This is a genomic window from Burkholderia semiarida, from assembly GCF_029268935.1.
Lineage (GTDB): Bacteria > Pseudomonadota > Gammaproteobacteria > Burkholderiales > Burkholderiaceae > Burkholderia > Burkholderia semiarida.
On sequence record NZ_JAHLCL010000008.1, the window covers coordinates 1,848,005 to 1,870,787 of the forward strand.

A 22,783-nucleotide genomic window follows, 5' to 3' on the forward strand; every position below is an offset into this window, starting at 1 on the left:
CCTTTAGGCTGCCGGTCAGTTGTTTTAGATCGCCGCGCCCGCCAGTTCCTCGTGGTCGATCGCGTTCGACGACACGCGAATATCGCTCGGCGAAATGCCGTAGCGCTTGCGGAACGCGATCGAGAAATGCGCGGGGCTGTAGCCGACGCGGTACGCGACGGTCGATACGTTCGCATCCTCCGCACACAGCATCGCGTGCGCGGTCCGCAGCCGGTATTCCTGCAGATACGCGTACACGCTCGTGCCGAACACCTTGCGGAAACCGGCCGTCAGCTTGCGCGAATTCATCCCGACGCGCGCCGCGAGCGCGTCGAGCGTCGGCGGATGCTGGAGCTCGCGCGTCAGGATGTCGCTCGCCGCGTACACGCGCTCGACATCCGACGACGTGACGCGCACGTCGGCCGGTGCGGACTGCCGCTGCGTGGCCAGCAACTGCGCGCTCAGCGCGGTCAGCTCGAACGCCTTCGCCTTCAGGTAGTACTCGCGCACGGCCCCCTCGAACGGACAGGTGGCGATCTGCACGGCGAGCGCCTGCAGCGCCTTCGACGCCGGGCAACTGACGATGCGCGGATCGCCGCCCGTCGGCGCGAGCAGCTTCTCCGGCAGCAGGCTCAGGTTGCGGTCGAGCGCATCGAGGCCGAGCTGCACGATCGTGTAGCGCAGCGGCACGTCGCGGTCGTAGATCTGGTGCGTCGTGAATTCGCCGTCGTTGGCGATCACGCACAGGCCCGGCCCCTTGATGCATTGCTCGGGCTGGCCCGGCACGCGGCAGCGCAACTGCCCGCTCTGCACGAGGACGAGCTTCAGCCCTTTTTCGAGCGGCTCCTCGTACCAGTCGCGGCTATCCGAGCACAGCGTGCCGCTCATGAGTTTCATGCCCGCGTCGATGTGCACCACGCCCGGGTGATTGCCGGGCACGAGCACCGGCGGGTGACGTCGTGACGAAGCGAAGGAGGTCGATCTCATCGGAGGTCCGTTGGTTAGGCGGCACGCGCGGACCGGCACGCACCGGCAGCCGGCCGATTGTCCGGCCGGATTGGCCGGGCGCCGCGCGACCGGCGCCTGATCGAACGAAATTGCCGCGATATCGAAAGAAACGGCGCTATCGCAGCACCCGTTCCAAATGATAATACCTCTCATTTACATTTTCTGACAACTTGCCGGAACCCAAGGTCAGCGCATGCAACCCTCCCCTTCCTCCCTGGCGGCGGCCGTGCCGGCCGACGCGCCCGACTGGCCCGACGACTTCGCGCGCCGCTATCGCGACGCCGGCTACTGGCAGGACACGACGTTCTTCGACGCGCTCGACGCGTGCGCGCGGCGCCATCCCGACGCGCTCGCCATCGTCGACGGCGCGCGCCGCCTGCGCTATCGCGATCTGCTGGCGCGCATCCGCCGCCTCGCGGGCGGCCTCGCACGGCTCGGCCTCACGCGCGGCGACGCGGTCGTCGTCCAGTTGCCGAACGGCGCGCGCTTCATCGAGACCTGCTTCGCGCTGTTCCAGCTCGGCGTGCGGCCGGTGCTCGCGCTGCCGGCCCACCGTCACTACGAGATCGGCGCGTTCTGCCGCTTCGCCAGTGCGCGTGCTTACCTCGGCGCGTCGCGACTCGGCGATTTCGACTGCCAGCCGCTGGCGGCCGCCTTGCAGGCCGACTGCCCGACGCTCGAGCACGTCGTGATGGCCGGCGACGATCACGCATTCACGTCGTTCGACGCGCTGTACGACGCGCCACCCGTGCACGCCTGCGCGGCGCGCGCCGACGACATCGCGTGCTTCCAGTTGTCGGGCGGCACGACCGGCACGCCGAAGCTGATTCCGCGCCGCCATCGCGAGTACCTGTACAACGTGCGCGCGTGCAGCGCCGCGAGCGGTGTCGATGCCGACACCGTCTACCTCGCCGCGCTGCCGATGGCGCACAACTTCACGCTGTGCTGCCCCGGCACGATCGGCGCGCTGCTCGCGGGCGGCCGGGTCGTGACGACCTCCCGGCCCGAGCCCGACCAGAGCTTCGCGCTGATCGCGCAGGAACGCGTCACGCATACCGCGCTCGTGCCGCCGCTCGCGCTGCTGTGGCTCGACGAGCAGCCGCAACGGCAGGCCGACCTGTCGAGCCTGCGCGTGCTGCAGGTCGGCGGCGCCCGGCTGATGGACCACGCGGCCGCACGCGTGACGCCCGTGCTCGGCTGTCGATTGCAGCAGGTGTTGGGCATGGCCGAAGGGCTCATCTGCTGCACGCGGCTCGACGATACGCCCGAGCGCATCGCGCGCACCCAGGGCCGCCCCGTCTCCGAAGGCGACGAAGTGCGCATCGTCGACGAAGCCGGCGCACCGGTCGCGCCCGGCGAAATCGGCGAACTGCAGGTACGCGGCCCGTACACGATCCGCGGCTACTATCGGCTCGCGGAGCACGACGCGACGGCGTTCACGGCCGACGGCTTCTACCGCAGCGGCGACCGCGTGCGGCGCACCGCGGACGGCGACCTCGTCGTCGAAGGCCGCGACAAGGATCAGATCAACCGCGGCGGCGAGAAGGTCTCGGCCGAGGAAGTGGAGAACCTGCTGCTCGCGCATCCGCAGGTGCACGACGCGGCGGTCGTCGCGATGCCCGACCCGATGCTCGGCGAGCGGACCTGCGCGTTCGTCGTCGCACGCGCGCCTGCTCCGTCCAGACTGATGCTGAAACGCTACCTGCGCGACTGTGGGCTCGCGGCCTTCAAGATCCCCGATCGCATCGAATTCATGCCGCGCTTTCCGGAAACCGGCATCGGCAAGACCAGCAAGAAATCGCTGCGCGACCTGTTGCGCCGCCAGTTGCAGGCGGCGGCCGCATGAGCGCGCGCCCGACCGAGTCGAACTGGATTCGCGAGTTGCGGCTGTCGCCGTGCCCGCGCGCGCAGCTCGTCTGCTTTCCGCACGCGGGCGGCACCGCGAATTTCTTTCGCGGCTGGAGCCGGGCGCTGCCGTGGGACGTCGATCTGCTCGCGCTGCAGTATCCGGGCCGCGAGGAACGCTTCGGCGAGCCGTGCCTGCACTCGATCGACGCGCTCGCCGGCCCCGCCGCCGACGCGCTGCAACGCCATGCACACGCGCCGCTCGTGCTGTTCGGGCACAGCCTCGGCGCCGCGCTCGCGTACGAGGTCGCGGTGCGGCTCGAGGCGCGCGGCGCCGCGCCGCTTTACGTGGCTGTTTCCGCGCTGCCGCCGCCGCATCGCCAGCGCCCGTCGGATCTGCACCTGCAATCCGACGACGCGCTCATCGGCGACGTCGCCCGGCTGTCCGGCGAGCACGCCGCGCTGCTCGCCGACCCGGAAATGCGCGCGATCTACCTGCCGATGATCCGCGACGACTACCGCGCGATCGAAACGTATCGGCGCGAGCGTCCGCCGCGCATCGATGCGCCGCTCGGCGTGATGCTGCCGCTCGCCGATACCGAGCTCGACAGCGACGAGGCGCATGCGTGGCAGGACGTCGCGACGCGCCCGATCCGCGTCGCGACGTTCGACGGCGACCACTTCTACCTGCGGCACCAATACCCGGCGGTGATCGCCCATCTGGTCGAACGGATCGACCAGTCCCTTCGTTACGGAAAGGAGTACACATGAAAACACCGGACGCCTGCACGGGGCTGCCCGACATTCGCGAAGCGATCGATCGCCTGGACGCCGACATCATCGACGCGCTCGGCCGGCGCATGCAGTACGTAAAAGCCGCGTCGCGCTTCAAGCCGGACGAGGCGAGCATCGCCGCGCCGGAGCGGGTGGCCGCGATGCTGCCCGACCGGCGCCGCTGGGCCGAACAGGCCGGCCTCGACGCCGACTACGTCGAGAAGCTGTTCGCCCAGCTCATCGCGTGGTACATCGCGCAGCAAACCCGATACTGGCGACAACAGCGGGGGCTCGCATGACCGCCGGCCTTCCGCTGCTGCACGACACGTTCGCGCGGGCGGCCCGCCGCGCCGCCGCCACCGGCACGCCGACGCTGGCGTCGGTCTCGGTGCCGCTGCGCGCGCTCGACTTCTTCGACCTGATCGCCGCGTGGGACGACGGCGTCACGCCGTGGTGCTTCCACGAAGCCGGCGATGCGTCCGTCACGCTGTTCGGCTGGGACTGCGCAGTCGAACTGAGCGCCGCCGGCGACACGCGCTTCGCGCAGATCGACGCGCGCTGGCGCACGCTCGTGCGCGACGCGGTCACGGCCGGCCCGCAGCCGCCGCGGCTCGTCGGCGGCTTCCGGTTCGATTCGCGGGGCCCGCGCAGCGCGCACTGGTCGCCGTTTGCCGATGCGAGCATGACGCTCGCGAAGCTGCTGATCGTGCGCGAAGGCGATGCGCACTGGGCCGTCTGCCAGCAGGTCGTCTCCGCCCACGACGATCCGGCCGCGCTCGCGCATGCGTGTCTTGCACGGATCGACTCGCTCGGCGCCCTTGCGCCGGCCGCGGAAGACGAGGCGCCGCAACTGCTGCACACGCAGGCGCTGCAGGCGAGCGAATGGCAGCACGAAGTCCGTCGCGCGGTGGACGCGATCCACGACGGCGCATTCGGCAAGGTCGTGCTCGCGCGCGACGTGCTCGAGCAGTACGCGCGGCCGGTCGCGATCGCGCCGCTGCTGCGCCGTCTGCGGCGGCGCGACCCGCATGCGCATCTGTTCGCGGTCCGTCGCGAAGGGGCGTGCTTCGTCGGCGCCACGCCGGAACGGCTCGCGCGTGTCGCGGCCGGCGACGTGCGCACGCATGCGCTGGCCGGCACGATCCGGCGCGGCGCGACGCCCGACGACGATCGTGCGCTCGGCGCCGCACTGATGGCTTCGGCGAAGGAGCGGCTCGAACACGCGCTCGTCGTCGACGCCATCCGCGCCGCGCTCGGGCCGCTGTCGCGCGCGCTCGACGTGCCCGATCGACCGTCGCTGCACCGGCTGCCGAAGCTGCAGCACCTGAGCACGCCGATCCGCGCGACGCTGAATCCGGATGCGTCACTGTTGCAGGTCGTCGCCGCGCTGCACCCGACGCCCGCGGTCGCCGGCTATCCGCGCGCACCGGCGCTCGACCACCTCCGTGCGCACGAAGGCTTCGATCGCGGCTGGTATGCGGCGCCGATCGGCTGGATCGATGCGCACGGCAACGGCGATTTCATCGTCGCGCTGCGCTCGGCACTGGTCGCGGGCGGCGCGTGCCGGCTGTTCGCGGGCTGCGGCATTGTCGCCGATTCCGAGCCGGCCAACGAATATCAGGAAACCGAACTGAAGCTGTCGGGCATGCGGGCGGCGATCCGCGTGCGCGATACGGCGGCGGCGGTGCGTGGCCGCACGCCCGCGTCGGCCTCGTCGACGGTCGACTGATTCGCGCCGGCCGTCAAAGCAACGGCAGCGTTTGCCGGATATGGTCGGCGAAAGCGGCCGTCAGGTGCGACGGCCGCTTCCGGTCGAACCGCAGCGTAATGCCCACGGCCGGCAACGGCGGCAAGTGCGGGTCGCCGTTGACGATCGCGAGGTCGGCCGGCACGGCCGTCTGCGTCATCACCGCGAACGCCTGCCCCGAGCGCACCAGCGCGATCAGCCCGGCGAGGCTGCTGCTCGCATACGCGACACGGTAGTCACGGCCGGCGCGGTTCAACGCGTCGCAGGCCGCGAGGTGATCGAGCGTATCGCGATCGGACAGCGCGAGCGGCAGCGGATCGAAATGCGCGGGCTCGAGCCCCGGATAGCCGATCCACACCAGTTGCTCGCGGCGAATGATGTCGTCGGTCGCGCCGTCGTCCGGCACGGAAATCATCGCCAGATCGACCGCACGCTTCTCCAGGTGTTCGATCAGCCGCGGCGTCGGCCCACACACGACTTCGACGATCGCCTGCGGATGCTGGCTCGAAAACTGCCGCAGCAGCGACGGCAGCCACACTTGCGCGTAATCGTCCGGGCACCCGAACCGGATCGTCCCCGACAGCCCCGTGCCGCACAGGTCGGCCATCGCCTCGTCGTGCAGCCGCAGGATGCGCTGCGCATGCACGAGCAGCCGCTCGCCCGGATGCGTGAGCACCACGCCCCGGCCGGTGCGCTGGAACAGCGGCTGGTCGACGGCCTCTTCGAGCCGCTTCATCTGCTGGCTGAGCGCGGATTGCGTGCGGCCGACCCGCGCGGCCGCGCGGCTCAACGCGCGCACCTCGGCGATCACGACGAACGAGCGCAGCAGGTCGATTTCGAGCGAAAGCGCCAAGGTATTAGCCCCTCTTCTAGCTTGCATTAGAACTATTCGTTTCCATCAAACCAGACGCGCGCCTAGACTGCAAGCGATCCCTGCCCTTTGCCCGGAGCCGCCCGATGTCCCTGAACGACGACGCAATCTTCTGGCGCAACGCCACGCAGCACCTGGTCCGCTACGGCGGCACGTTCGAGCCGATGATCGTCGAGCGCGCGAAAGGCAGCTTCGTCTACGACGCCGACGGCCGCGCGATCCTCGATTTCACGTCGGGCCAGATGAGCGCGGTGCTCGGCCACAGCCATCCGGAAATCGTGTCCGTCATCGGCGAATATGCGGGCAAGCTCGATCACCTGTTCAGCGGGTTGCTGTCGCGGCCGGTCGTCGATCTCGCGACGCGCCTCGCCGACATCACACCCGCCGGGCTCGACCGCGCGCTGCTGCTCAGCACCGGCGCGGAATCGAACGAGGCGGCGATCCGGATGGCGAAGCTCGTCACCGGCAAGTACGAGATCGTCGGCTTCGCGCAGTCGTGGCACGGGATGACGGGCGCCGCCGCATCGGCCACCTACAGCGCGGGCCGCAAGGGCGTGGGCCCCGCGTCGGTCGGCTCGTTCGCGATTCCGGCGCCGTTCGCGTACCGGCCGCGCTTCGAGCGCAACGGTGCGTACGACCCGCTCGCCGAACTCGACTACGCGTTCGACCTGATCGACCGGCAGTCGAGCGGCAACCTCGCCGCGTTCATCGCGGAGCCGATTCTCAGCTCGGGCGGGATCATCGAGCTGCCGGAAGGCTACATGGCCGCGCTCAAGCGCAAGTGCGAGGCACGCGGGATGCTGCTGATCCTCGACGAGGCGCAGACGGGCGTCGGCCGCACCGGCACGATGTTCGCGTGCCAGCGCGACGGCGTGACGCCCGACATCCTGACGCTGTCGAAGACGCTCGGCGCCGGGCTGCCGCTCGCGGCGATGGTCACGTCCGCGGCGATCGAGGAACGCGCGCACGCGCTCGGCTACCTGTTCTACACGACGCACGTGTCCGATCCGCTGCCGGCCGCCGTCGGCCTGCGCGTGCTCGACGTCGTGCAGCGCGACGGCCTCGTCGCGCGCGCGAACACGATGGGCGAGCGGCTGCGGCGCGGCCTGCTCGACCTGATGGAGCGCTTCGACTGCATCGGCGACGTGCGTGGGCGCGGGCTGCTGCTGGGCGTCGAGATCGTCAAGGATCGCCGCACCAAGGAGCCGGCGGACGGGCTCGGCGCGAAGATCACGCGCGAGTGCATGAAGCTCGGGCTCAGCATGAACATCGTGCAGTTGCCCGGCATGGGCGGCGTGTTCCGCATCGCGCCGCCGCTGACCGTCAGCGACGACGAGATCGATCTCGGCCTGTCGCTGCTGGAGCAGGCGATTACCCGCGCGCTTTAGCGCCCGTCGCCGCCTCGCCCGGTCCGTCGCACCGGTTCAACCAGCCGGCGCGACGGACGCCCGATCGTTCAACCCGCTTCCGCCGCCCACGCCTGCGCATCGGCGCCGGCCGGAATACGCATCGGGCTCGACGGATCGGTCGCCGCGCGCCACACGGCTTCGGCGACGTCCTGCGCATGCGTGATCGGCCCCGACGCATCGAGCATCCGCGCCACGGCCTTGCCGACGAAGTCCGCATACGCTTCGTGCTCGAAGCCGTGCATGTTGGCCCGTGCGTTGTCGGCGAAACGCGTGTCGGGCGCGCGGCCCGGCAGCACCAGATGCGCGCGCACGCCGAACGGCGCGAGTTCGACCGCCATCGATTCGGTGAACGCATTCACCGCCGCCTTGCTCGCCCGATACGCGCCGACCAGCGGCAGCGCCTTCAGCGTGACGCTCGACGTGACGTTCACGACCACGCCGGCGCCGCGCGCGCGAAACTGCGGCAGCACGGCCTGCGTCACCGCGATCGTGCCGATCGTGTTGGTGTCGAACAGCGCGCGCACCGTGTCGAGCGGCGTGAGTTCGGCCGGTGCGGCCGCGCCGAAGCCCGCGTTGTTCACGAGCACGTCGATCGGGCCGGCGGCGTCGATCGCGGCGCGAATGCTGTCCTCATTCGTCACGTCGAGCGGCAGCACCCGCAAGCGCTCCGACGGCGGCAGCACGTCGTCGGCCGGCTTGCGCATCGTCGCGACGACCTGCCAGTCGCGCGCCAGAAAATGCCGCGCGATTTCGAGGCCGAAGCCGGAAGAACAGCCGGTAATCAGTACGGTCTTCATGCGAACTCCTGGGGTGTGTTGAGCATGTGTTCGTACGATAGATGGCGGGAGCCGTATTCGCTACAATCGACAATCCGCTTTTCTGTTGCGAGAGTCCGGCGATGATCGACCCGCTGACCGAAGTCGTGACGCTGCTGCAACCGGGCGCGCGGTACTCGAAGTACGTGCGCGGCGCGAGCCCGTGGGCGATCAACCGCACGGTCGCCGGCGAGCCGTTCTATTGCGCGGTCCTCGACGGCGGCTGCCGGATCGCGATCGACGGGCATGCGCCGATCGAACTGCTGCCCGGCGACTTCATGCTGATTCCGGCGGCCTACGGCGTCGCGATGTCGAGCCTCGAACCGCCGCCGCCGGGCGTCGACACCGCCCCGCCCGTCATGCTCGAGCACGGCGAATACCGGATCGGCGATCCGGCCAACCCGGTCGATACGCGGATGATGGCCGGCAACTGCAGTTTCGGTTCGCCCGATGCATCGCTGCTGGTGTCGCTGCTGCCCCGCTTCGTGCACGTGCGCGGCGAACCGCGGCTGACTACCCTCGTGCAACTGGTGCGCGACGAATCTCGCGCACAGCGGCCTGCCCGCGAGATCGTGCTGGCGCGTCTGCTGGAAGTGCTGCTGATCGAGGCGCTGCGGTTCACGACCGGCACGCACGCGTCGCCCGGGCTCGTGCGCGGGCTCGCCGACAGCCGCCTCGCGGCCGCGCTGCGCCGGATGCACGAACGCCCCGCGCACCCGTGGACGATCGTCGAACTCGCGAAGGAAGCCGCGCTGTCGCGCTCGACGTTCTTCGAACGCTTCAGCCGCGCGGTCGGCGTCGCGCCGATGGAATACCTGCTGACGTGGCGCATGGCGCTCGCGAAGGATCTGCTTCGCCGCAACGAAGGCCGCATCGCGGAAATCGCGGCGCGCGTCGGCTACAGCTCGGCGAGCACGTTCAGCGTCGCGTTCGCGCGTCATGTCGGCCGGCCGCCCGCGCAATATGCGCGCGACGAACAGGCGGCGGTGAACGGAGCATGAACCGCACGCGCCTCCGCTGTTCCGCCGCCTGCTTAGAGGGTCCGTCACACAACGACGACGTGAGAGGTAGCCGATGACGACAGATGCGAAAGCCACCGGCGAACCCGACCACTGGCTCGTCGCGCGCCGCGACGCGGAAACCGGCATCGAAAGCCTGCACGCGCATTTCAACGGCCATGCATACGACGCGCACGACCACGACGACATGCTGGTCGGCTTCACCGAACAGGGCGTGCAGCGCTTCCAGTGCCACCGCTCGCTGCATACGAGCGTGCCGGGCCGCGCGATCCTGATCGAGCCGGGCGCGATGCACGACGGCCACGCGCCCGAAGCCGGCGGCTTCACGTACGGGATGCTGTACCTGCCGCAGGCCTGGGTCGAGCGCGCCGCGCGCCGGCTCGACCTGCCGGGCCTCGGCAGCGTCGAAGCCACGTTCGGCCACACGCTCGTCGACGATCGCGGCCTCGTCGATGCGATCCGGAATGCGTTCTTCGCGCTCCACGACAACGAAGGCCGGCTCGCGCGCGACCAGACGCTCGACCGCCTGCTGATGCGGCTCGGCAGCCATCTGGGCGGCCCGCTTGTGCTGGAGAGCAGCGTCGTGCCGCCCGCGATCGCACGCGTGCGCGACCTGCTGCACGAACACATGGGCGACAACATCGGCCTCGACGAACTCGCGAGCGTCGCCGGCATCGACCGGTTCCGGCTGACGCGCATGTTCCAGCGCGCGTTCGGCACGTCGCCGCACGCGTACCTCGTGCGTTTGCGGCTGCGTGCCGCGCGCCGGCTGCTGGCCGCCGGCCGCACGCCCGCGCAGGCGGCCGCCGACGTCGGCTTCGCGGACCAGAGCCACCTCGGCCGCTGGTTCCGCCGCGCGTACCGGATCACGCCGGCCGCGTACCGGCAACTCTGCACAAACGTTCCAGACTGATCGCGCGCGGCGTCGGATCATGGGCGCTCCAACCAGGAGCAAGCATGTTCGATACCAAAGTAGCGCTGATCGTGCGCGACGATCTCGCCGCGTGGCAGAAACTCAATGTCGTCGCATTTCTCGCGACGGGCGTCGCCGCCGGCGCGCCCGAGGCGCTCGGCGAACCTTACGAGGACGCGGCCGGGCGCCGCTACGGCAGGATGCTGGGCCAGCCGATGCTGGTGTTCGCGGCCGATCTGAACGGATTGCAGGCCGCGCACCGGCAGGCGCTGTCGCGCGAGTTGACGATCGTGCCCTACGTGCGCGCGATGTTCTCGACCGGGCACGATGCGGCCAACCGCGAAGCGTTTCGCGCCGAGGATGCGGAGAATCCCGATCTGGTCGGGTTGGCGTTGCGCGGGCCGAAGAAGGCCGTGGACAAGGCGGTGAAGGGGCTCGCGTTGCATGCGTGAACGCCGGCGGCGTGCCCGGCTCGCCGTCGCCGGTCAGCGATGCGCGAGCACGTTGACGAGCTTGCCGAACGGGTCGCGCACGTAAAAGCGCCGCACGCCCCACGGCTCGTCGGCCGGGCCGTATTCGACGGGCACGCCGGCCGCATGAACACGCGCAAGCGCTTCGTCGAGATCGTCGACCTCGATCGACAGATCGGGCGTCGGCGTGCCCGATCCGCCCTGCGACGCGAAGCTGATCTGCACGGCCATCTGCTCGGCGTTGCCGTAGGTCGCGATCCAGCCGTGGTCCATCAGCAGGTCGAGGCCGAAGATGTGCCGATAGAAGCGCTTTGCGTCGTCGATCGAGCGTGTGTCGATATTGGCGACGATTCGTTTGACCTTCATCGGTTTGCTCCGGGAAGCGAGGAAGTCGCCGATTCGACTACGATCGAAGCCGAATCGGCTGCGGATTCGCTACACAAACGGGCATGGCCCCCATCGTACCGACACATCCGGAAACAACGCTAAAAAGCCGCCGGCCCGTTGCAGGCCAGCGGCTTCCCGCCGATCAACCGCCGAGATACGCTTGCTTGATCCGGTCGTTCGCGAGCAGGTTCGCGCCCGTGTCGGCCAGCACCACGCGCCCGGTTTCGAGCACGTAGCCGCGATCGGCCACGCCGAGCGCCTTGTTCGCGTTCTGCTCGACCAGGAACACCGTGACGCCTTCGTCGCGGATCGTCCGGATGATGTCGAAGATCTGCGCGATCACGAGCGGCGCGAGGCCGAGCGTCGGCTCGTCGAGCAGCAGCAAACGCGGCTTGCTCATCAGCGCACGGCCGATCGCCAGCATCTGCTGCTCGCCGCCCGACATCGTGCCGGCGCGCTGCGCCGCGCGTTCCTTCAGGCGCGGAAACAGCTTGAACACGTGCTCGATGCCGTCGTCGATCTCGTGACGGCTCGCGAAAAAGCCGCCCATCTTCAGGTTCTCGAGCACCGTCAGACTCGGGAACACGCGCCGCCCTTCCGGCGAGATCGCCATCCCCTGCCGCATGATCTGGTGCGTCGACATCGCGGTGATGTCGTTGCCCTCGAACAGCACGCGGCCCGACGACGCGCGCGGCGTGCCGCATACCGTCATCATCAGCGTCGTCTTGCCGGCGCCGTTGCTGCCGATCAGCGTGACGATCTCGCCCTTGTTCACCTCGATCGACACGCCCGCGAGCGCCTCGACCGCGCCGTAGTGCGTATGGACCTGTTCCAGCTTCAGCATCACTCTTCCCCCAGATACGCCTTGATCACGCGCGGGTCGTTGCGGACCGCTTCCGGCGTGCCGATCACGATCGGCCGGCCATGCTCCATCACGAGGATGCGGTCGGACACGCCCATCACGAGGCTCATGTCGTGTTCGATCAGCAGCACCGATACGCCGAATTCACGGCGCAGCTTGTCGATCAGGTGCTGCAGCTCGATCTTTTCCTGCGGGTTGAGGCCGGCCGCCGGCTCGTCGAGCATCAAGAGACGCGGCTCGGTGATCATGCAGCGCGCGATCTCCAGACGCCGCTGGTGCCCGTACGACAGCGTGCCGGCCGGCCGGTTGGCGACCGCGGTCAGCCCCATCCGGTCGAGCCACACGGCCGCGCGTTCGAGCGCTTCCTTCTCGGCATGGCGGTACGCGGGCGTCGCGAACAGGCCGTGCAGCAGCCCGGCCTTCACCTTCCGATGCTGCGCGACGAGCAGGTTCTCGACGACGGTCAGCGACTTGAACAGGCGGATGTTCTGGAACGTGCGCACCAGGCCCTTCAACGCGATCTGGTGGCTCGGCAGCCCGCCAATCGCGTGGCCGTCGAGCACGACGTCGCCGCCGGTCGGCTTGTAGAAGCCGCCGACGCAGTTGAACACGGTGGTCTTGCCCGCGCCGTTCGGCCCGATGATCGCGAACACCTCGTTGCGGCGCACGTCGAAATCGATGCCGTCCACCGCGAGCAACCCGCCGAAGCGCATCTGCAGCCCGGCAACCTTCAACAGTTCTGCATTCGCGCTCATTGCGGCAGCTCCACGTGAGGACGGCTCGCGGGCAAGAGGCCCTGCGGACGCCACATCATCATCAACACCATCACCAGACCGAAGATCAGCATCCGGTACTCGGCGAACCCGCGCGCGACTTCCGGCAGCACGGTCAGCAGGATCGCCGCGAGAATCACGCCGAGCTGCGAGCCCATCCCGCCGAGCACGACGATCGCGAGGATCAGCGCCGATTCGATGAAGGTGAACGATTCAGGATTCACGAGGCCCTGACGCGCGGCGAAGAACGCGCCGCCGATACCCGCGAACGCCGCGCCGAGCGTGAACGCCGACAGCTTGATGCGCGTCGGGTTCAGGCCGAGCGAACGGCACGCGATCTCGTCGTCGCGCAGCGCTTCCCATGCGCGGCCCATCGGCATGCGGATCAGGCGGCTCGTCACGAACAGCGTGAAGCCGACCAGCACCAGCGCGATCAGGTACAGGAAGATCACCATGTGCTCGCCGCTGTATTCGAGCCCGATCAGTTCATGGAAAGTCTTCGCGCCTTCGACGCTCGCCGAGCGCGCCATCTCGAAGCCGAACACCGTCGGCTTCGGAATGCTCGAGATGCCGTCCGGGCCGCCGGTGAGGCTCGTCAGGTTGTTTGCGAGCAGGCGGATGATTTCGCCGAAGCCGAGCGTGACGATCGCGAGATAGTCACCACGCAAACGCAGCACCGGGAAGCCGAGCAGGAAGCCGAACGTCGCCGCGGCAATCGCCGCGATCGGCAGGCATTCCCAGAACGACAGCCCGAAATACTGGTTCAGCATCGCGTACGTATAGCCGCCGACCGCGTAGAACCCGACATAGCCGAGATCGAGCAGCCCCGCGAAACCGACCACGATGTTCAGCCCGAGACCGAGGATCACGTAGATCAGCGCGAGCGTCGCGACGTCCACTGCACCGCGCGAGCCGAAGAACGGCCACACGAGCCCGACCGCGAGCAGCACCCAGATGATCACGCGCTGCTGCCGCGCGCCCATCGCGGGCATCGCCGGCAGCTTCACCGCGGATTTCGCGCGCACGAGCCACGGCTTGAACAACTGGAACAGGAACACGGCCGCGACCGCGATCCACACCGGGCGCCAGTGCGGCGTCAGCACCACCTGATAGCCGTCGAGCTTCAGTTGCAGCCCGAGCACAGGAATCGTGAGGATCGCCGTCAGGAGCGCGGCGGCCACGGCATTTTTCAGCGCCTGGCCGATCGATGCGTCGGCGGCCGGGCGGCGAACGGAAATGACTTGACTCATCTGCGTCTCCGTCAAACCTTTTCGATGTCCGACTTGCCGAGCAGGCCGGTCGGGCGGAAGAGCAGGATCAGCACGAGCAGGCCGAACGCGACCACGTCCTTGTACTCGGCCGGCATGTATCCCGCGGCGAAGGTTTCGGCGAGGCCCAGCAGCACGCCGCCGAGCATCGCGCCCGGAATGCTGCCGATCCCGCCGAGCACCGCGGCGGTGAACGCCTTGATGCCCGCGACGAAGCCGATATACGGATTCAGCTTGCCGATCGTCAGCCCGATCAGCACGCCGCCGACGGCCGCCAGCATCGCGCCGAGCACGAACGTGAACGAGATCACGCGGTTCGTGTCGATGCCGAGCAGGTTCGCCATCTTCATGTCCTCGGCGCACGCGCGGCACGCACGGCCCATCCGCGAATGCGAGATGAACAGCGTGAGCGCGATCATCAGCACGATCGTCACGCAGACGATCAGCAGGCGCGCATACGGAACCGTCACGTCGTAGTCGCCGCCGAGATGGATCTCGAACGCGCCGGAGATCAGCACCGGCACCGACACGTCGCGCGCGCCCTGGCCGATCTGCACGTAGTTTTGCAGGAAGATCGACATGCCAATCGCGGAAATCAGCGGCACGAGGCGCGGGCCGCCGCGCAGCGGGCGATACGCGACGCGCTCCACCGCGAAGCCGTACAGGCCGGTGACGATCACCGACACGATCAGCGCGGCGCCGAGCACGAGCGGCAGCGGATAGCCGGCGGAGATACCGATGGCCGTCAGGGTCACGAGGCCCACGTACGCACCGATCATGTAGATCTCGCCGTGGGCGAAGTTGATCATGCCGATGATGCCGTAGACCATCGAATAGCCGATGGCGATCAACGCATAGATCGCACCCAGCGTCAGGCCGTTGACCAGCTGCTGGGCGAATTGGGGAAAGAAGTCAGTCATATGCGGGAAGCTCCCGTTGGCGCTGGGCCGCGTGCCGTCGCCGGATCACGGCGGCCGGCCGCGCGCAGCGCACGGTGTCGTCTCGGGCCGCCCTTTGGCGCGCATGGGGCAGATGCGCGGCCAATACGCACCCGCCCCGTCCGGGTTTCGGGCGGGGCGGGTGCGCGAGCGGATACTTCGTTGTTACTTGGCGGCGGTCTTCGTCGCGTCCTTGTGCCACGTGTACACGACGAACTTGAACGCCTTCAGGTCGCCCTGCGCGTCATACGCGACCTTGCCGATCGGCGTGTCGAACGTCGTCTTGTGCATGTACGCGGCGACCTTCGTCGGGTCCGTCGTCTTCGCGCCCGCGATCGAGTCGGCGATGATCTTCACCGCTGCGTACGACGGCATCTGGAACGGGCCGTTCGGGTCGCGCTTCTTGTCCGCGAACGCCTTCACGAGCGCCGCGTTGGCCGGATCGGCCGAGAAGTCGGCCGGCAGCGTGACCAGCATGCCTTCCGAAGCCGGGCCGGCGATCGCCGTCACGTCCTTGTTGCCCACGCCTTCGGGCCCCATGAACGTCGCCTTCACGCCCTGCTCGCGCGCCTGGCGCATCAGCAGGCCCATTTCCGGGTGGTAGCCGCCGAAGTAGACGAAATCGACGCCTTGCGACTTCAGCTTCGTGATGATCGCCGAGTAGTCCGAATCGCCGGCGTTGATGCCTTCGAACAGCACGACCGGGATCTTCGCGGCTTCGAGATCCTTCTTCACCGACGACGCGATGCCCTGGCCGTACGACTGCTTGTCGTGCAGGACCGCGACCTTCTTCGGCTTCACGTTGTTGATGATGTAGTGCGCGGCGGCCGGACCTTGCTGGTCGTCGCGGCCGATCGTGCGGAAGATGAAGTGGCGCTTCTTGCCTTCCGTCAGCTGCGGCGCGGTGGCCGACGGCGTGACCATCACGATGCCTTCGTTCTCGTAGATGTCCGACGCGGGAATCGTCGAACCCGAGCACACGTGGCCGATCACGTACTTGATCTTCTGGCTGACGATCTTGTTGGCGACGGCGACGGCCTGCTTCGGTTCGCACGCGTCGTCCATCATCACGACTTCGAACTTGTTGCCGCCCGCACCGCCTGCCGCGTTGATCTGTTCGATCGCGGTCAGCGCGCCGGCCTTCACCATGTCGCCGTATTGGGCGACCGAGCCGCTCATCGGACCAGCGATGGCGATCTTCACGGTTTCCGCTTGCGCGGCGGCGGCGCCGGCGGCGAACAGCACGGCGGCGGCGGAAATGGACGTAAGACGGGACAGCGTCATCTGGGAGCTCCTCGATGTTGTTTAGTCATACGGGCAAAGGCGGCATGACTTGCGCAATCGAACAGCACCCGGGGCGAGGACAGGGGACACGCCCGAGACACATAGAAGACGGAACTCCAGCGGAATGTTGCGTAGCGGGGCCCGGCTCTTGCAGTCCCCGAAGGGGACGTCTGGTTCGGAAAGACATCGTGATGCGTCTTGCATTGCGCAAGCGTTTCGCCTGCCCCGCTTGCCAAATCGCTCGTTCGGAGGGATGGTCCGACAGCCATTGGCAAGGCAGCCGAAATTATATGGGCGTTTTTCAATCGTCTGTCAAAAATGCCTGTCGATTGAGGGAAAACACGTATGTTTTTGAGGCGGGCGGGTGGCGACGGGGGCGCAACCTTTTCGGGGTGGGACGATTGCCTTGGGTGCAATTGGGTTGCTATTGGGCGGGGAGACCGGGGTGGGTTCCTTGCTGGGCATGGCGTCCGGCGAGGGCGTGGTCCGCGATGGTGCGTTTTGTGGGCGGCCCAGGAGTCGATCGCGGGAAACCAATCGACTGATGATTGTGTGAGTGCGCACCAGAACGGGCGCTCGACATCGCGGCAAATCTTACTGTTTACTTTTGAAGCTAAACATTTTGAAAGCTTTTTGAGATTTCCATGAAATAATGTGGCCTCGCTTCAGCAATCCAGCCAGCCTCCCTGCAAGTCGCGCCCGCCGCGCCTCGCAGTCGCTTCAGGGACGCTTCGACGTCCCCCTTGTCGCTCAGCCGCCAGCCAGTGATTTGCCGTTTTTGTTCAATGCACATCACCTGCTTCGAATCATCGATGAATTGCCCAATCCGCCTCTCTTCCGCCGCCGCGATTGCGTGTGCGCTTTCTGTTTGTGCTGCCCATGCTTCCGGACGCGATACGCTGACCGACCGGTCGGCCAGTGCCAATGTGTTTCGCTCGGAGCGACGTGCGGCCGCCCGGGATGATGGGCATGCGGCGCGGTTGAGCCGCAGGCGGGTGCAGTTCGCCACGCCTGCCGAACGCAGCCCGTTCGATACGCCGGATACGCGGCCGTTGCGGGTGACGAGCGATGCGCTTGTGGCATCGCCGCCCGCTTCTTCTGAACGTGAACCCGATGTCATCTTGCCGCCGAATCGTGTCGCGCTCGGCGCGGGCGGGAGCGACAGTTTGGGGCGCGCTGTGCCGGGGTATGAGCAGCGCGAGCGGAACTGGAATGAATACCTGCGCGCTAATGGATCGCGGCCGGCTGTGAGTGGCGGCTCGTATGCGCCGCAGCGGCCGTACGATGCGCCGCGCGGTCCGCACGGCGCGCCGAATCCGTTCGATCCGTCGGTGCCGCAACCAGAGACGCGGACGTTCTATGACAACGGCTCAGGGGCGAAATGCACGGCTACCGGCGGTGCGGGGACGTCGCGGTCGTCTTGCGATATCGCTTGGTGATGCGTGGTTTGGGGTGGCTGCCGCCGGTTACGGCTGCTCTACCCCGTCCGGCGCGCTGCGCGACGTCGCGCAGCGCGGCCGCATCTCGCGGCGTTGCCTTTTACATCTGCGTGATGATCAGCCTGCCCGGCTCAATGTCGATCCTCGCCTTGCGGCCCGGAACAAAACACGCATCGTTGATCAGCCACGCGCGTCGAGGCCGGCGCGGCCACCGACACTTCACCCCAGGCGGCCGTCGACCGCTGCGGCACCCGCGTAACCCACTCCTCCTGCACCGCATCGTCCCACACCTTGTAGCGCGCCTGCCAAACCAGCTCGCCGCCAGCGTTATCAAGAAAGTGTAATTATTTTACAAGTCTGTTTATAGTACGAAAACACTTCGTCGATTTCCGCCGAAATGACTTCCCAATCCCCGCCACCAAGTCCCGCGCCAATCATTGGCATTTGCACCGAAAGTCGATTAGCTAACGCAAATTCGCAAATTTTACTAAGGCATATCTTGAGGTCAGAATACGAAACGTATTGAGCAACGTCGCGACTACTCTTGCGAATCCCGTCCTGAGAAACCATGTTCGCGACAAATATCCGCTTCTCGTCATCCACAGACAAAAATTGAACCATTCCGAGCGGAGGCCGCTGTTCATCTCGGAACAATTCGAGATAACCATCTCGTGCGACAGGGTATTTCTTGCCGAGAGAAACAACAAACCCGCGCCCCCATTTCCCCCGATTGTTCACCACATGAGCAATCAAGGTTGAATTTTCCCGTGGCACAGCCGCATCCCCAACTTCATAGACAATCGACAGTCCTTTGGGAGGATTGCCTATGACCGCCTTCCAGACATGCTCGAAATCTTCTCGTTTGATTTCGTCTTTTTGAGAAATTTCAAGCTCGTCCTTAATTCCATCAAAGAGCAAAAATCCTATCTCAGGATTCCAATCACGTACCGATGAAGATGCATAGATAACTCCACCATCAGGATGGCTAATCTGGCGCGTCGCGACGCCGTCGAGAAATTCCGTATAAACCTCCCCTACACCACACGGAAACTCTGTTTTTGAATGGAAATATTCTCTTTTCATGAGCAACTCGATCCACTTCTTTTCACGCGATTCGAAATATCAAGTGGTTCACTCCCTTCAACCAAGAAAGTTCCTGGACGGGGCTCCTTGACATCCAAACCCGTAACGTCAATTTCAACAAAATGCGTGATGCTATTAAGTTTTCGCGCATCGCCGTAAATATTTGCCGCAAGCTGTCCTAGTGACATCTTTCCAGTTCCAGCAGCATCGGCCATAGTTCTACCGCCAATCATATCGGGAGATATATCAGTGAAATACTGACCATCTCCAAACCTTGCATGTACGGGCCCATGCGACGCATTCAAAAGTCCACTACTCGTAATGCCCTCCATACCATCTTGAGTCGTGTAGTGGTAAAGCGTTGTTATGTCGTCGCCAGTCAGTCCCCATGGGTCAATCCACGATACCGGGTTAGGCGCGTACCGATAGAGGTTCGCTCCTCCCAGCAATCCAATCGGATCCGGATTGATGAATCTCCCGATGTCTGGATCGTAGAACCGGAAAGTGTTGTAGTGCAACCCGGTCTCGCGGTCCAAATACTGTCCTTGGAAGCGCAAGTTCTGTGGTCGTGGTGCATATGTCGACGTCGGCGCGGCTACCGACACTTCACCCCAGGCGGCGGCCGACGTCTGCGGCGCCCGCGCGATCCACTCCTCCTGTACCGCATTGCCCCAAACCTTATAGCGCGCCTGCCAGACCAACTCGCCACCAGCGTCAGTCAGTTCCTCCGGCAACCCCGATACATCATTGTGGAAGTAGTAAACCGCATCCCGTCCATCCGCATCATTAGCCGCTGCCCTCCCTTGATCGATCCGGGCAAGCGGCACATAACTATTGGACTCGTACAAGTACGTCAGCGCTTCCTCGCCCTGACGATCGTGATACGTCTCCTGCACCAACCGCATGCCGTCCCACAGGAAATCCGTACTCGCATAACTGCCATTGAGCTTCCTGATCCGTCGACCGAACGCGTCGTATTCGAAATGCGTCGTTGCAACCCCGAGCCGGTCCTTCGTCACGACGGTCTTCAACTGGTTCCAGTCGTCGTATTCAAGCGTGAGCTCTTTAGCCGGCCCATGCCCGCTCACCTTACGAACGAGCCGCCCATACGCGTCGTACTCAAAGCGCTTGTCCTCGAACATCTTGAGCCGGTTGTGCTCGACATACCCGCCCGGGTGATCGCTCGACACCAGGTTCGCCGCGGCATCCCACCGAAACACTTCCGACGGCAATCCCGGCCCCACCGCCTGTTCGATGCGCCCCGTCGGGTCATACCGATAGCTCGTCGTGCCGTAACGCTGGTCGCGCTTCTGGATCACGTCGCCAGCGGCATCGTATTGCCACTGCTTCGCAAGCAACTCGCCGCCCGCCGCGCCGCACTGCGCAGTTTGCCGAGCACGGCGCCCCACCGCGTCATACCCGAAGTGACTCGTCAGCTTGCCCTGCGTCCGCAGCACCTCGCGATGCAGGTCGTCCCGTTCGATGTCCGCAACCGTGGCACCGTCGAAACGAATCTGGTGCACATGCCCCGACCCGTAATGCAGCCAGTCGATCGTGCGCTCGCCGGAAATCGTCGTGCTGACACGATTGCCGAGCTCGTCGTAGGTGTGTGCGAGCCAGCCGGTCGGCGTGTATTCCTCGACGACTTCTCCACGCTTGTCGTACTTCAGGCTGACGCGATTCTTCAGCGATGGTCCACGCGCGGCAAGCGTGTACAACTCGGCCGACGTGATCCGGCCGGCCTCGTCATACAGGTATTCGCAACGCTCGTGCGCGGCTTGTTTCGCCGTCAGCTGCCCGATCGCATCGCGCTCGTATCGCGTTTCGATCTGCCCATCGCGTACGATCGTGCCTTGACCGCACACGTCGTACTCGTATGTCCGCTTGTGGCCATCGAGCCCGATCTGTGCGGAAACGAGATCGCGACGGTCGTACTGAAAGCGATACGTCTCACGATTCTCGTTGGTCAGGCTCGCCAACCGGAACGCCTGGTCATAGCCGAACTGCACGACCCGACCCGCCGCATCCGTGCGTGCAAGCAACAATCCACGCGGATTGACTTCGTAGCGCGTGCTGCGCTGGTTTGGATCGACGACCTCAATCAGCCTTCCGGCCGCGTCGTAACGGAACATCTGACGCGCACCATCGGTCGTCCCGATCCCCGTGACTCGCCCCATCGCATCCGTTTCGTACACCGTGGCATTGCCGGCCGCATCGGTCACCCGAGCGAGCGCACCGCGTGCGTCATACGCAAACCGCGTGACCTTGCCGGAACAGTCGGTATACGCGGTCAACTGCGCCCGGCCATTCCATTCGAGGAATTTGTACCCGCCACGCGCATCGCGAATCGTATGCACGAGCCCGCGCTCGTCCCTGTAGTACTCGGTCGCGAAATCCGCCGGATCGCGCACCATCACCAGATTGCCGCGCGCGTCGTAACGATAGATCCATCGCGCGTTGGTCGGATCGATTTCCGCAACAGGCAGATCGTAGTGCCCATTCCATTCGGTCCGCTCGACATGGCCGAGCGCGTCGATGCGCTGCGTCTGCCGGCCGCGCTCGTCATATTCGAAGCGAGTGACATGGCCGGCCGGATCAGTCGTGCTGACCAGCTGCCGCATCGCGTTCCATTCGAGCCGCCACACGTTGCCTTCGGCATCCGTATAACTCGTCGGCTGCTGATCCTCGTTCCACGTCCAGACCGTCACGCGCCCGATCTGATCGGTGATCGTCACCGAACGCTGCGCAAGGTCTGCATCGAACGTGTACGCTTCGCCGTCGTCGGTCCAATGGCGCACGACACGTGCGTCGCAGCCCACACCCTGCCACGCATAAAAGCAGTTCAAGCCGCCGGGCAACGTGTGCTGGACCATCAACCCATGCTCGTAGGCAAACCGTCGCCCGGTGTGGCCGCTGCGATCGGTCACGGCCACGAGTTGGCCGGCATCGTCGTACGCATAACGCACCAGCGTGTCGGGTTGCTCTCCGTCGACACCGCGCGTCAGTTCGATCGTGGCATGCGGCTAGTCATTCGCCGCATTCCGCGGCACGAATGTGAACCAGACGAGTGGTTACGATTCGCACCGTTTCGAAAATGCCCTCAGGGCAATCTCCGCACCGGCTTACTCGCAGGTGGTTTTTGCCAAGCGAGCAATATTCCTGCTTCTCCACAAGCGTTGTTTACTTCGGTCAAGTCTGCATCATCGACCGTCCAGAGCCACATATTGTTTGGAATACTTCTCAAAGAACCTCGAGATGAGTCAGATACAATCCACTCCCTCAATGAAATACCGTCTACGCAAATTTTCAAGTGATTCTCGTTAAGCACATTCAACGGATAAATCATCCTGAGTCTTTCCCGCTCATAACTCGCCGAGCCAGGCACCCGACCGGGGAGTTCTCGCGTGAAAAGCGACGTATTCTCAAACGGGAAAATCCTGACCAAATTCACCCCAGTCGAGTATTTATAAGCAATCGACGATTTTTCCGCATCGTACGCGATGGCGTATTTGCAACTCAATCTCGCCACAACGTTCTCAAGAAATTTCTCTATTTCTTTATTTATCTCGCACACCGCCCTCTCGATCTGCACATCGATAAATGACAACCCCCCAAATTCCGGGACATTACAACCAAACGAGATAGTCGGAACGTCAACCGTTTTTTCGTCACTGAATACCTGAAATGCGGAAACCTCCCCGGTCGATATTTTTGACCTCAGATCGGGAAGAGACGTTTCTTGATCGTCAATAGTTCTCTCCGCACCGCGAACGACGAATTTCAAAAACACCGCCCTCGTTGCCGCCGAACCTAATTGACGAAATAGATCTTCAGCCACCTCTAGAGTGGAGACGACCTGAGTCGGACTAGTCCCATAAACTACGATTCCAGTGCTCATA

21 protein-coding genes are annotated in these 22,783 nt (G+C 65.6%); 9 read left to right on the plus strand and 12 right to left on the minus strand.

Going from position 1 to position 22,783, the window contains the following annotated elements:
* Positions 1-24 precede the first annotated feature (24 nt).
* On the minus strand, positions 25-966 hold the full coding sequence (locus KPB06_RS31420; protein WP_059584474.1) for a helix-turn-helix transcriptional regulator: 942 nt from the start codon (positions 964-966) through the stop codon (positions 25-27).
* A 214-nt stretch (positions 967-1,180) separates the two neighbouring features.
* On the opposite strand from KPB06_RS31420, the gene KPB06_RS31425 reads away from it, so the two are divergent.
* The 4 genes from KPB06_RS31425 to KPB06_RS31440 are packed head-to-tail and all read left to right on the plus strand — an operon-like array spanning position 1,181 to position 5,335.
* Positions 1,181-2,833, plus strand: a complete 1,653-nt coding sequence (locus KPB06_RS31425) for a (2,3-dihydroxybenzoyl)adenylate synthase (RefSeq protein WP_059584472.1) — start codon at positions 1,181-1,183, stop codon at positions 2,831-2,833.
* Positions 2,830-3,603 carry a thioesterase II family protein gene (locus KPB06_RS31430; RefSeq protein ID WP_059584469.1) on the plus strand — a complete coding sequence of 258 codons (774 nt, stop codon included), beginning with the start codon at positions 2,830-2,832 and terminating at the stop codon, positions 3,601-3,603. Before KPB06_RS31425 ends, KPB06_RS31430 begins: the two co-directional genes overlap by 4 nt.
* Complete coding sequence (locus tag KPB06_RS31435; protein ID WP_059584467.1) at positions 3,600-3,905, plus strand: isochorismate lyase; 306 nt, start codon at positions 3,600-3,602, stop codon at positions 3,903-3,905. The genes KPB06_RS31430 and KPB06_RS31435 overlap by 4 nt, the downstream gene beginning before the upstream one ends.
* Complete coding sequence (locus KPB06_RS31440; protein WP_275905732.1) at positions 3,902-5,335, plus strand: isochorismate synthase; 1,434 nt, start codon at positions 3,902-3,904, stop codon at positions 5,333-5,335. The genes KPB06_RS31435 and KPB06_RS31440 overlap by 4 nt, the downstream gene beginning before the upstream one ends.
* A 13-nt stretch (positions 5,336-5,348) precedes the next feature.
* On the opposite strand, the gene KPB06_RS31445 is transcribed toward KPB06_RS31440, so the two are convergent.
* The gene (locus KPB06_RS31445; protein ID WP_059584463.1) at positions 5,349-6,233 is read right to left on the minus strand and encodes a LysR family transcriptional regulator; all 885 of its coding nucleotides are present in this window, start codon (positions 6,231-6,233) and stop codon (positions 5,349-5,351) included.
* Between the two features lie 77 nt (positions 6,234-6,310).
* Between KPB06_RS31445 and KPB06_RS31450 the strand changes: the two genes are divergently transcribed.
* On the plus strand, positions 6,311-7,612 hold the full coding sequence (locus KPB06_RS31450) for an aspartate aminotransferase family protein (protein WP_275905731.1): 1,302 nt from the start codon (positions 6,311-6,313) through the stop codon (positions 7,610-7,612).
* Between the two features lie 68 nt (positions 7,613-7,680).
* Here the strand turns inward: KPB06_RS31450 and KPB06_RS31455 are convergent, their stop codons facing one another.
* Complete coding sequence (locus KPB06_RS31455; protein ID WP_060968477.1) at positions 7,681-8,430, minus strand: SDR family oxidoreductase; 750 nt, start codon at positions 8,428-8,430, stop codon at positions 7,681-7,683.
* A 41-nt stretch (positions 8,431-8,471) separates the two neighbouring features.
* On the opposite strand from KPB06_RS31455, the gene KPB06_RS31460 reads away from it, so the two are divergent.
* The 3 genes from KPB06_RS31460 to KPB06_RS31470 all read left to right on the plus strand — a co-directional run bounded on the left by KPB06_RS31460 (position 8,472) and on the right by KPB06_RS31470 (position 10,832).
* Entirely contained in the window at positions 8,472-9,449 is a 978-nt protein-coding gene (locus KPB06_RS31460) for an AraC family transcriptional regulator (protein ID WP_275905730.1), read from the plus strand.
* 73 nt (positions 9,450-9,522) lie between these two features.
* Positions 9,523-10,380 (plus strand): AraC family transcriptional regulator, encoded by an 858-nt coding sequence (locus tag KPB06_RS31465; RefSeq protein ID WP_275905729.1) that lies wholly within the window; start codon positions 9,523-9,525, stop codon positions 10,378-10,380.
* A 44-nt stretch (positions 10,381-10,424) separates the two neighbouring features.
* On the plus strand, positions 10,425-10,832 hold the full coding sequence (locus KPB06_RS31470; RefSeq protein ID WP_059640792.1) for a DUF2000 domain-containing protein: 408 nt from the start codon (positions 10,425-10,427) through the stop codon (positions 10,830-10,832).
* 33 nt (positions 10,833-10,865) lie between these two features.
* Here KPB06_RS31470 and KPB06_RS31475 read toward each other — a convergent pair whose 3' ends face one another.
* The 6 genes from KPB06_RS31475 to KPB06_RS31500 form a co-directional block, all read right to left on the minus strand.
* Positions 10,866-11,216 carry a VOC family protein gene (locus tag KPB06_RS31475; RefSeq protein WP_059640790.1) on the minus strand — a complete coding sequence of 117 codons (351 nt, stop codon included), beginning with the start codon at positions 11,214-11,216 and terminating at the stop codon, positions 10,866-10,868.
* A gap of 163 nt (positions 11,217-11,379) precedes the next feature.
* The gene (locus KPB06_RS31480; RefSeq protein WP_006484776.1) at positions 11,380-12,081 is read right to left on the minus strand and encodes an ABC transporter ATP-binding protein; all 702 of its coding nucleotides are present in this window, start codon (positions 12,079-12,081) and stop codon (positions 11,380-11,382) included.
* Complete coding sequence (gene livG, locus KPB06_RS31485) at positions 12,081-12,854, minus strand: high-affinity branched-chain amino acid ABC transporter ATP-binding protein LivG (protein ID WP_104012572.1); 774 nt, start codon at positions 12,852-12,854, stop codon at positions 12,081-12,083. Before livG ends, KPB06_RS31480 begins: the two co-directional genes overlap by 1 nt.
* Positions 12,851-14,122, minus strand: a complete 1,272-nt coding sequence (locus KPB06_RS31490; RefSeq protein ID WP_059640787.1) for a high-affinity branched-chain amino acid ABC transporter permease LivM — start codon at positions 14,120-14,122, stop codon at positions 12,851-12,853. The genes livG and KPB06_RS31490 overlap by 4 nt, the downstream gene beginning before the upstream one ends.
* Positions 14,123-14,133: 11 nt before the next feature.
* On the minus strand, positions 14,134-15,060 hold the full coding sequence (gene livH / locus KPB06_RS31495; protein WP_059584442.1) for a high-affinity branched-chain amino acid ABC transporter permease LivH: 927 nt from the start codon (positions 15,058-15,060) through the stop codon (positions 14,134-14,136).
* 183 nt (positions 15,061-15,243) lie between these two features.
* Positions 15,244-16,362, minus strand: coding sequence for a branched-chain amino acid ABC transporter substrate-binding protein (locus KPB06_RS31500; protein ID WP_104012571.1), 1,119 nt, complete (start codon positions 16,360-16,362; stop codon positions 15,244-15,246).
* 785 nt (positions 16,363-17,147) lie between these two features.
* On the opposite strand from KPB06_RS31500, the gene KPB06_RS31505 reads away from it, so the two are divergent.
* Complete coding sequence (locus KPB06_RS31505; protein ID WP_081075384.1) at positions 17,148-17,801, plus strand: hypothetical protein; 654 nt, start codon at positions 17,148-17,150, stop codon at positions 17,799-17,801.
* 330 nt (positions 17,802-18,131) lie between these two features.
* On the opposite strand, the gene KPB06_RS31510 is transcribed toward KPB06_RS31505, so the two are convergent.
* From KPB06_RS31510 to KPB06_RS31520, 3 genes are all read right to left on the minus strand, one after another.
* Positions 18,132-18,884, minus strand: coding sequence for a macro domain-containing protein (locus KPB06_RS31510; protein WP_104012570.1), 753 nt, complete (start codon positions 18,882-18,884; stop codon positions 18,132-18,134).
* Entirely contained in the window at positions 18,881-21,850 is a 2,970-nt protein-coding gene (locus tag KPB06_RS31515) for an RHS repeat-associated core domain-containing protein (protein WP_104012569.1), read from the minus strand. Before KPB06_RS31515 ends, KPB06_RS31510 begins: the two co-directional genes overlap by 4 nt.
* A 134-nt stretch (positions 21,851-21,984) precedes the next feature.
* Entirely contained in the window at positions 21,985-22,782 is a 798-nt protein-coding gene (locus KPB06_RS31520; protein WP_146075216.1) for a hypothetical protein, read from the minus strand.
* Position 22,783: the final 1 nt, after the last annotated feature.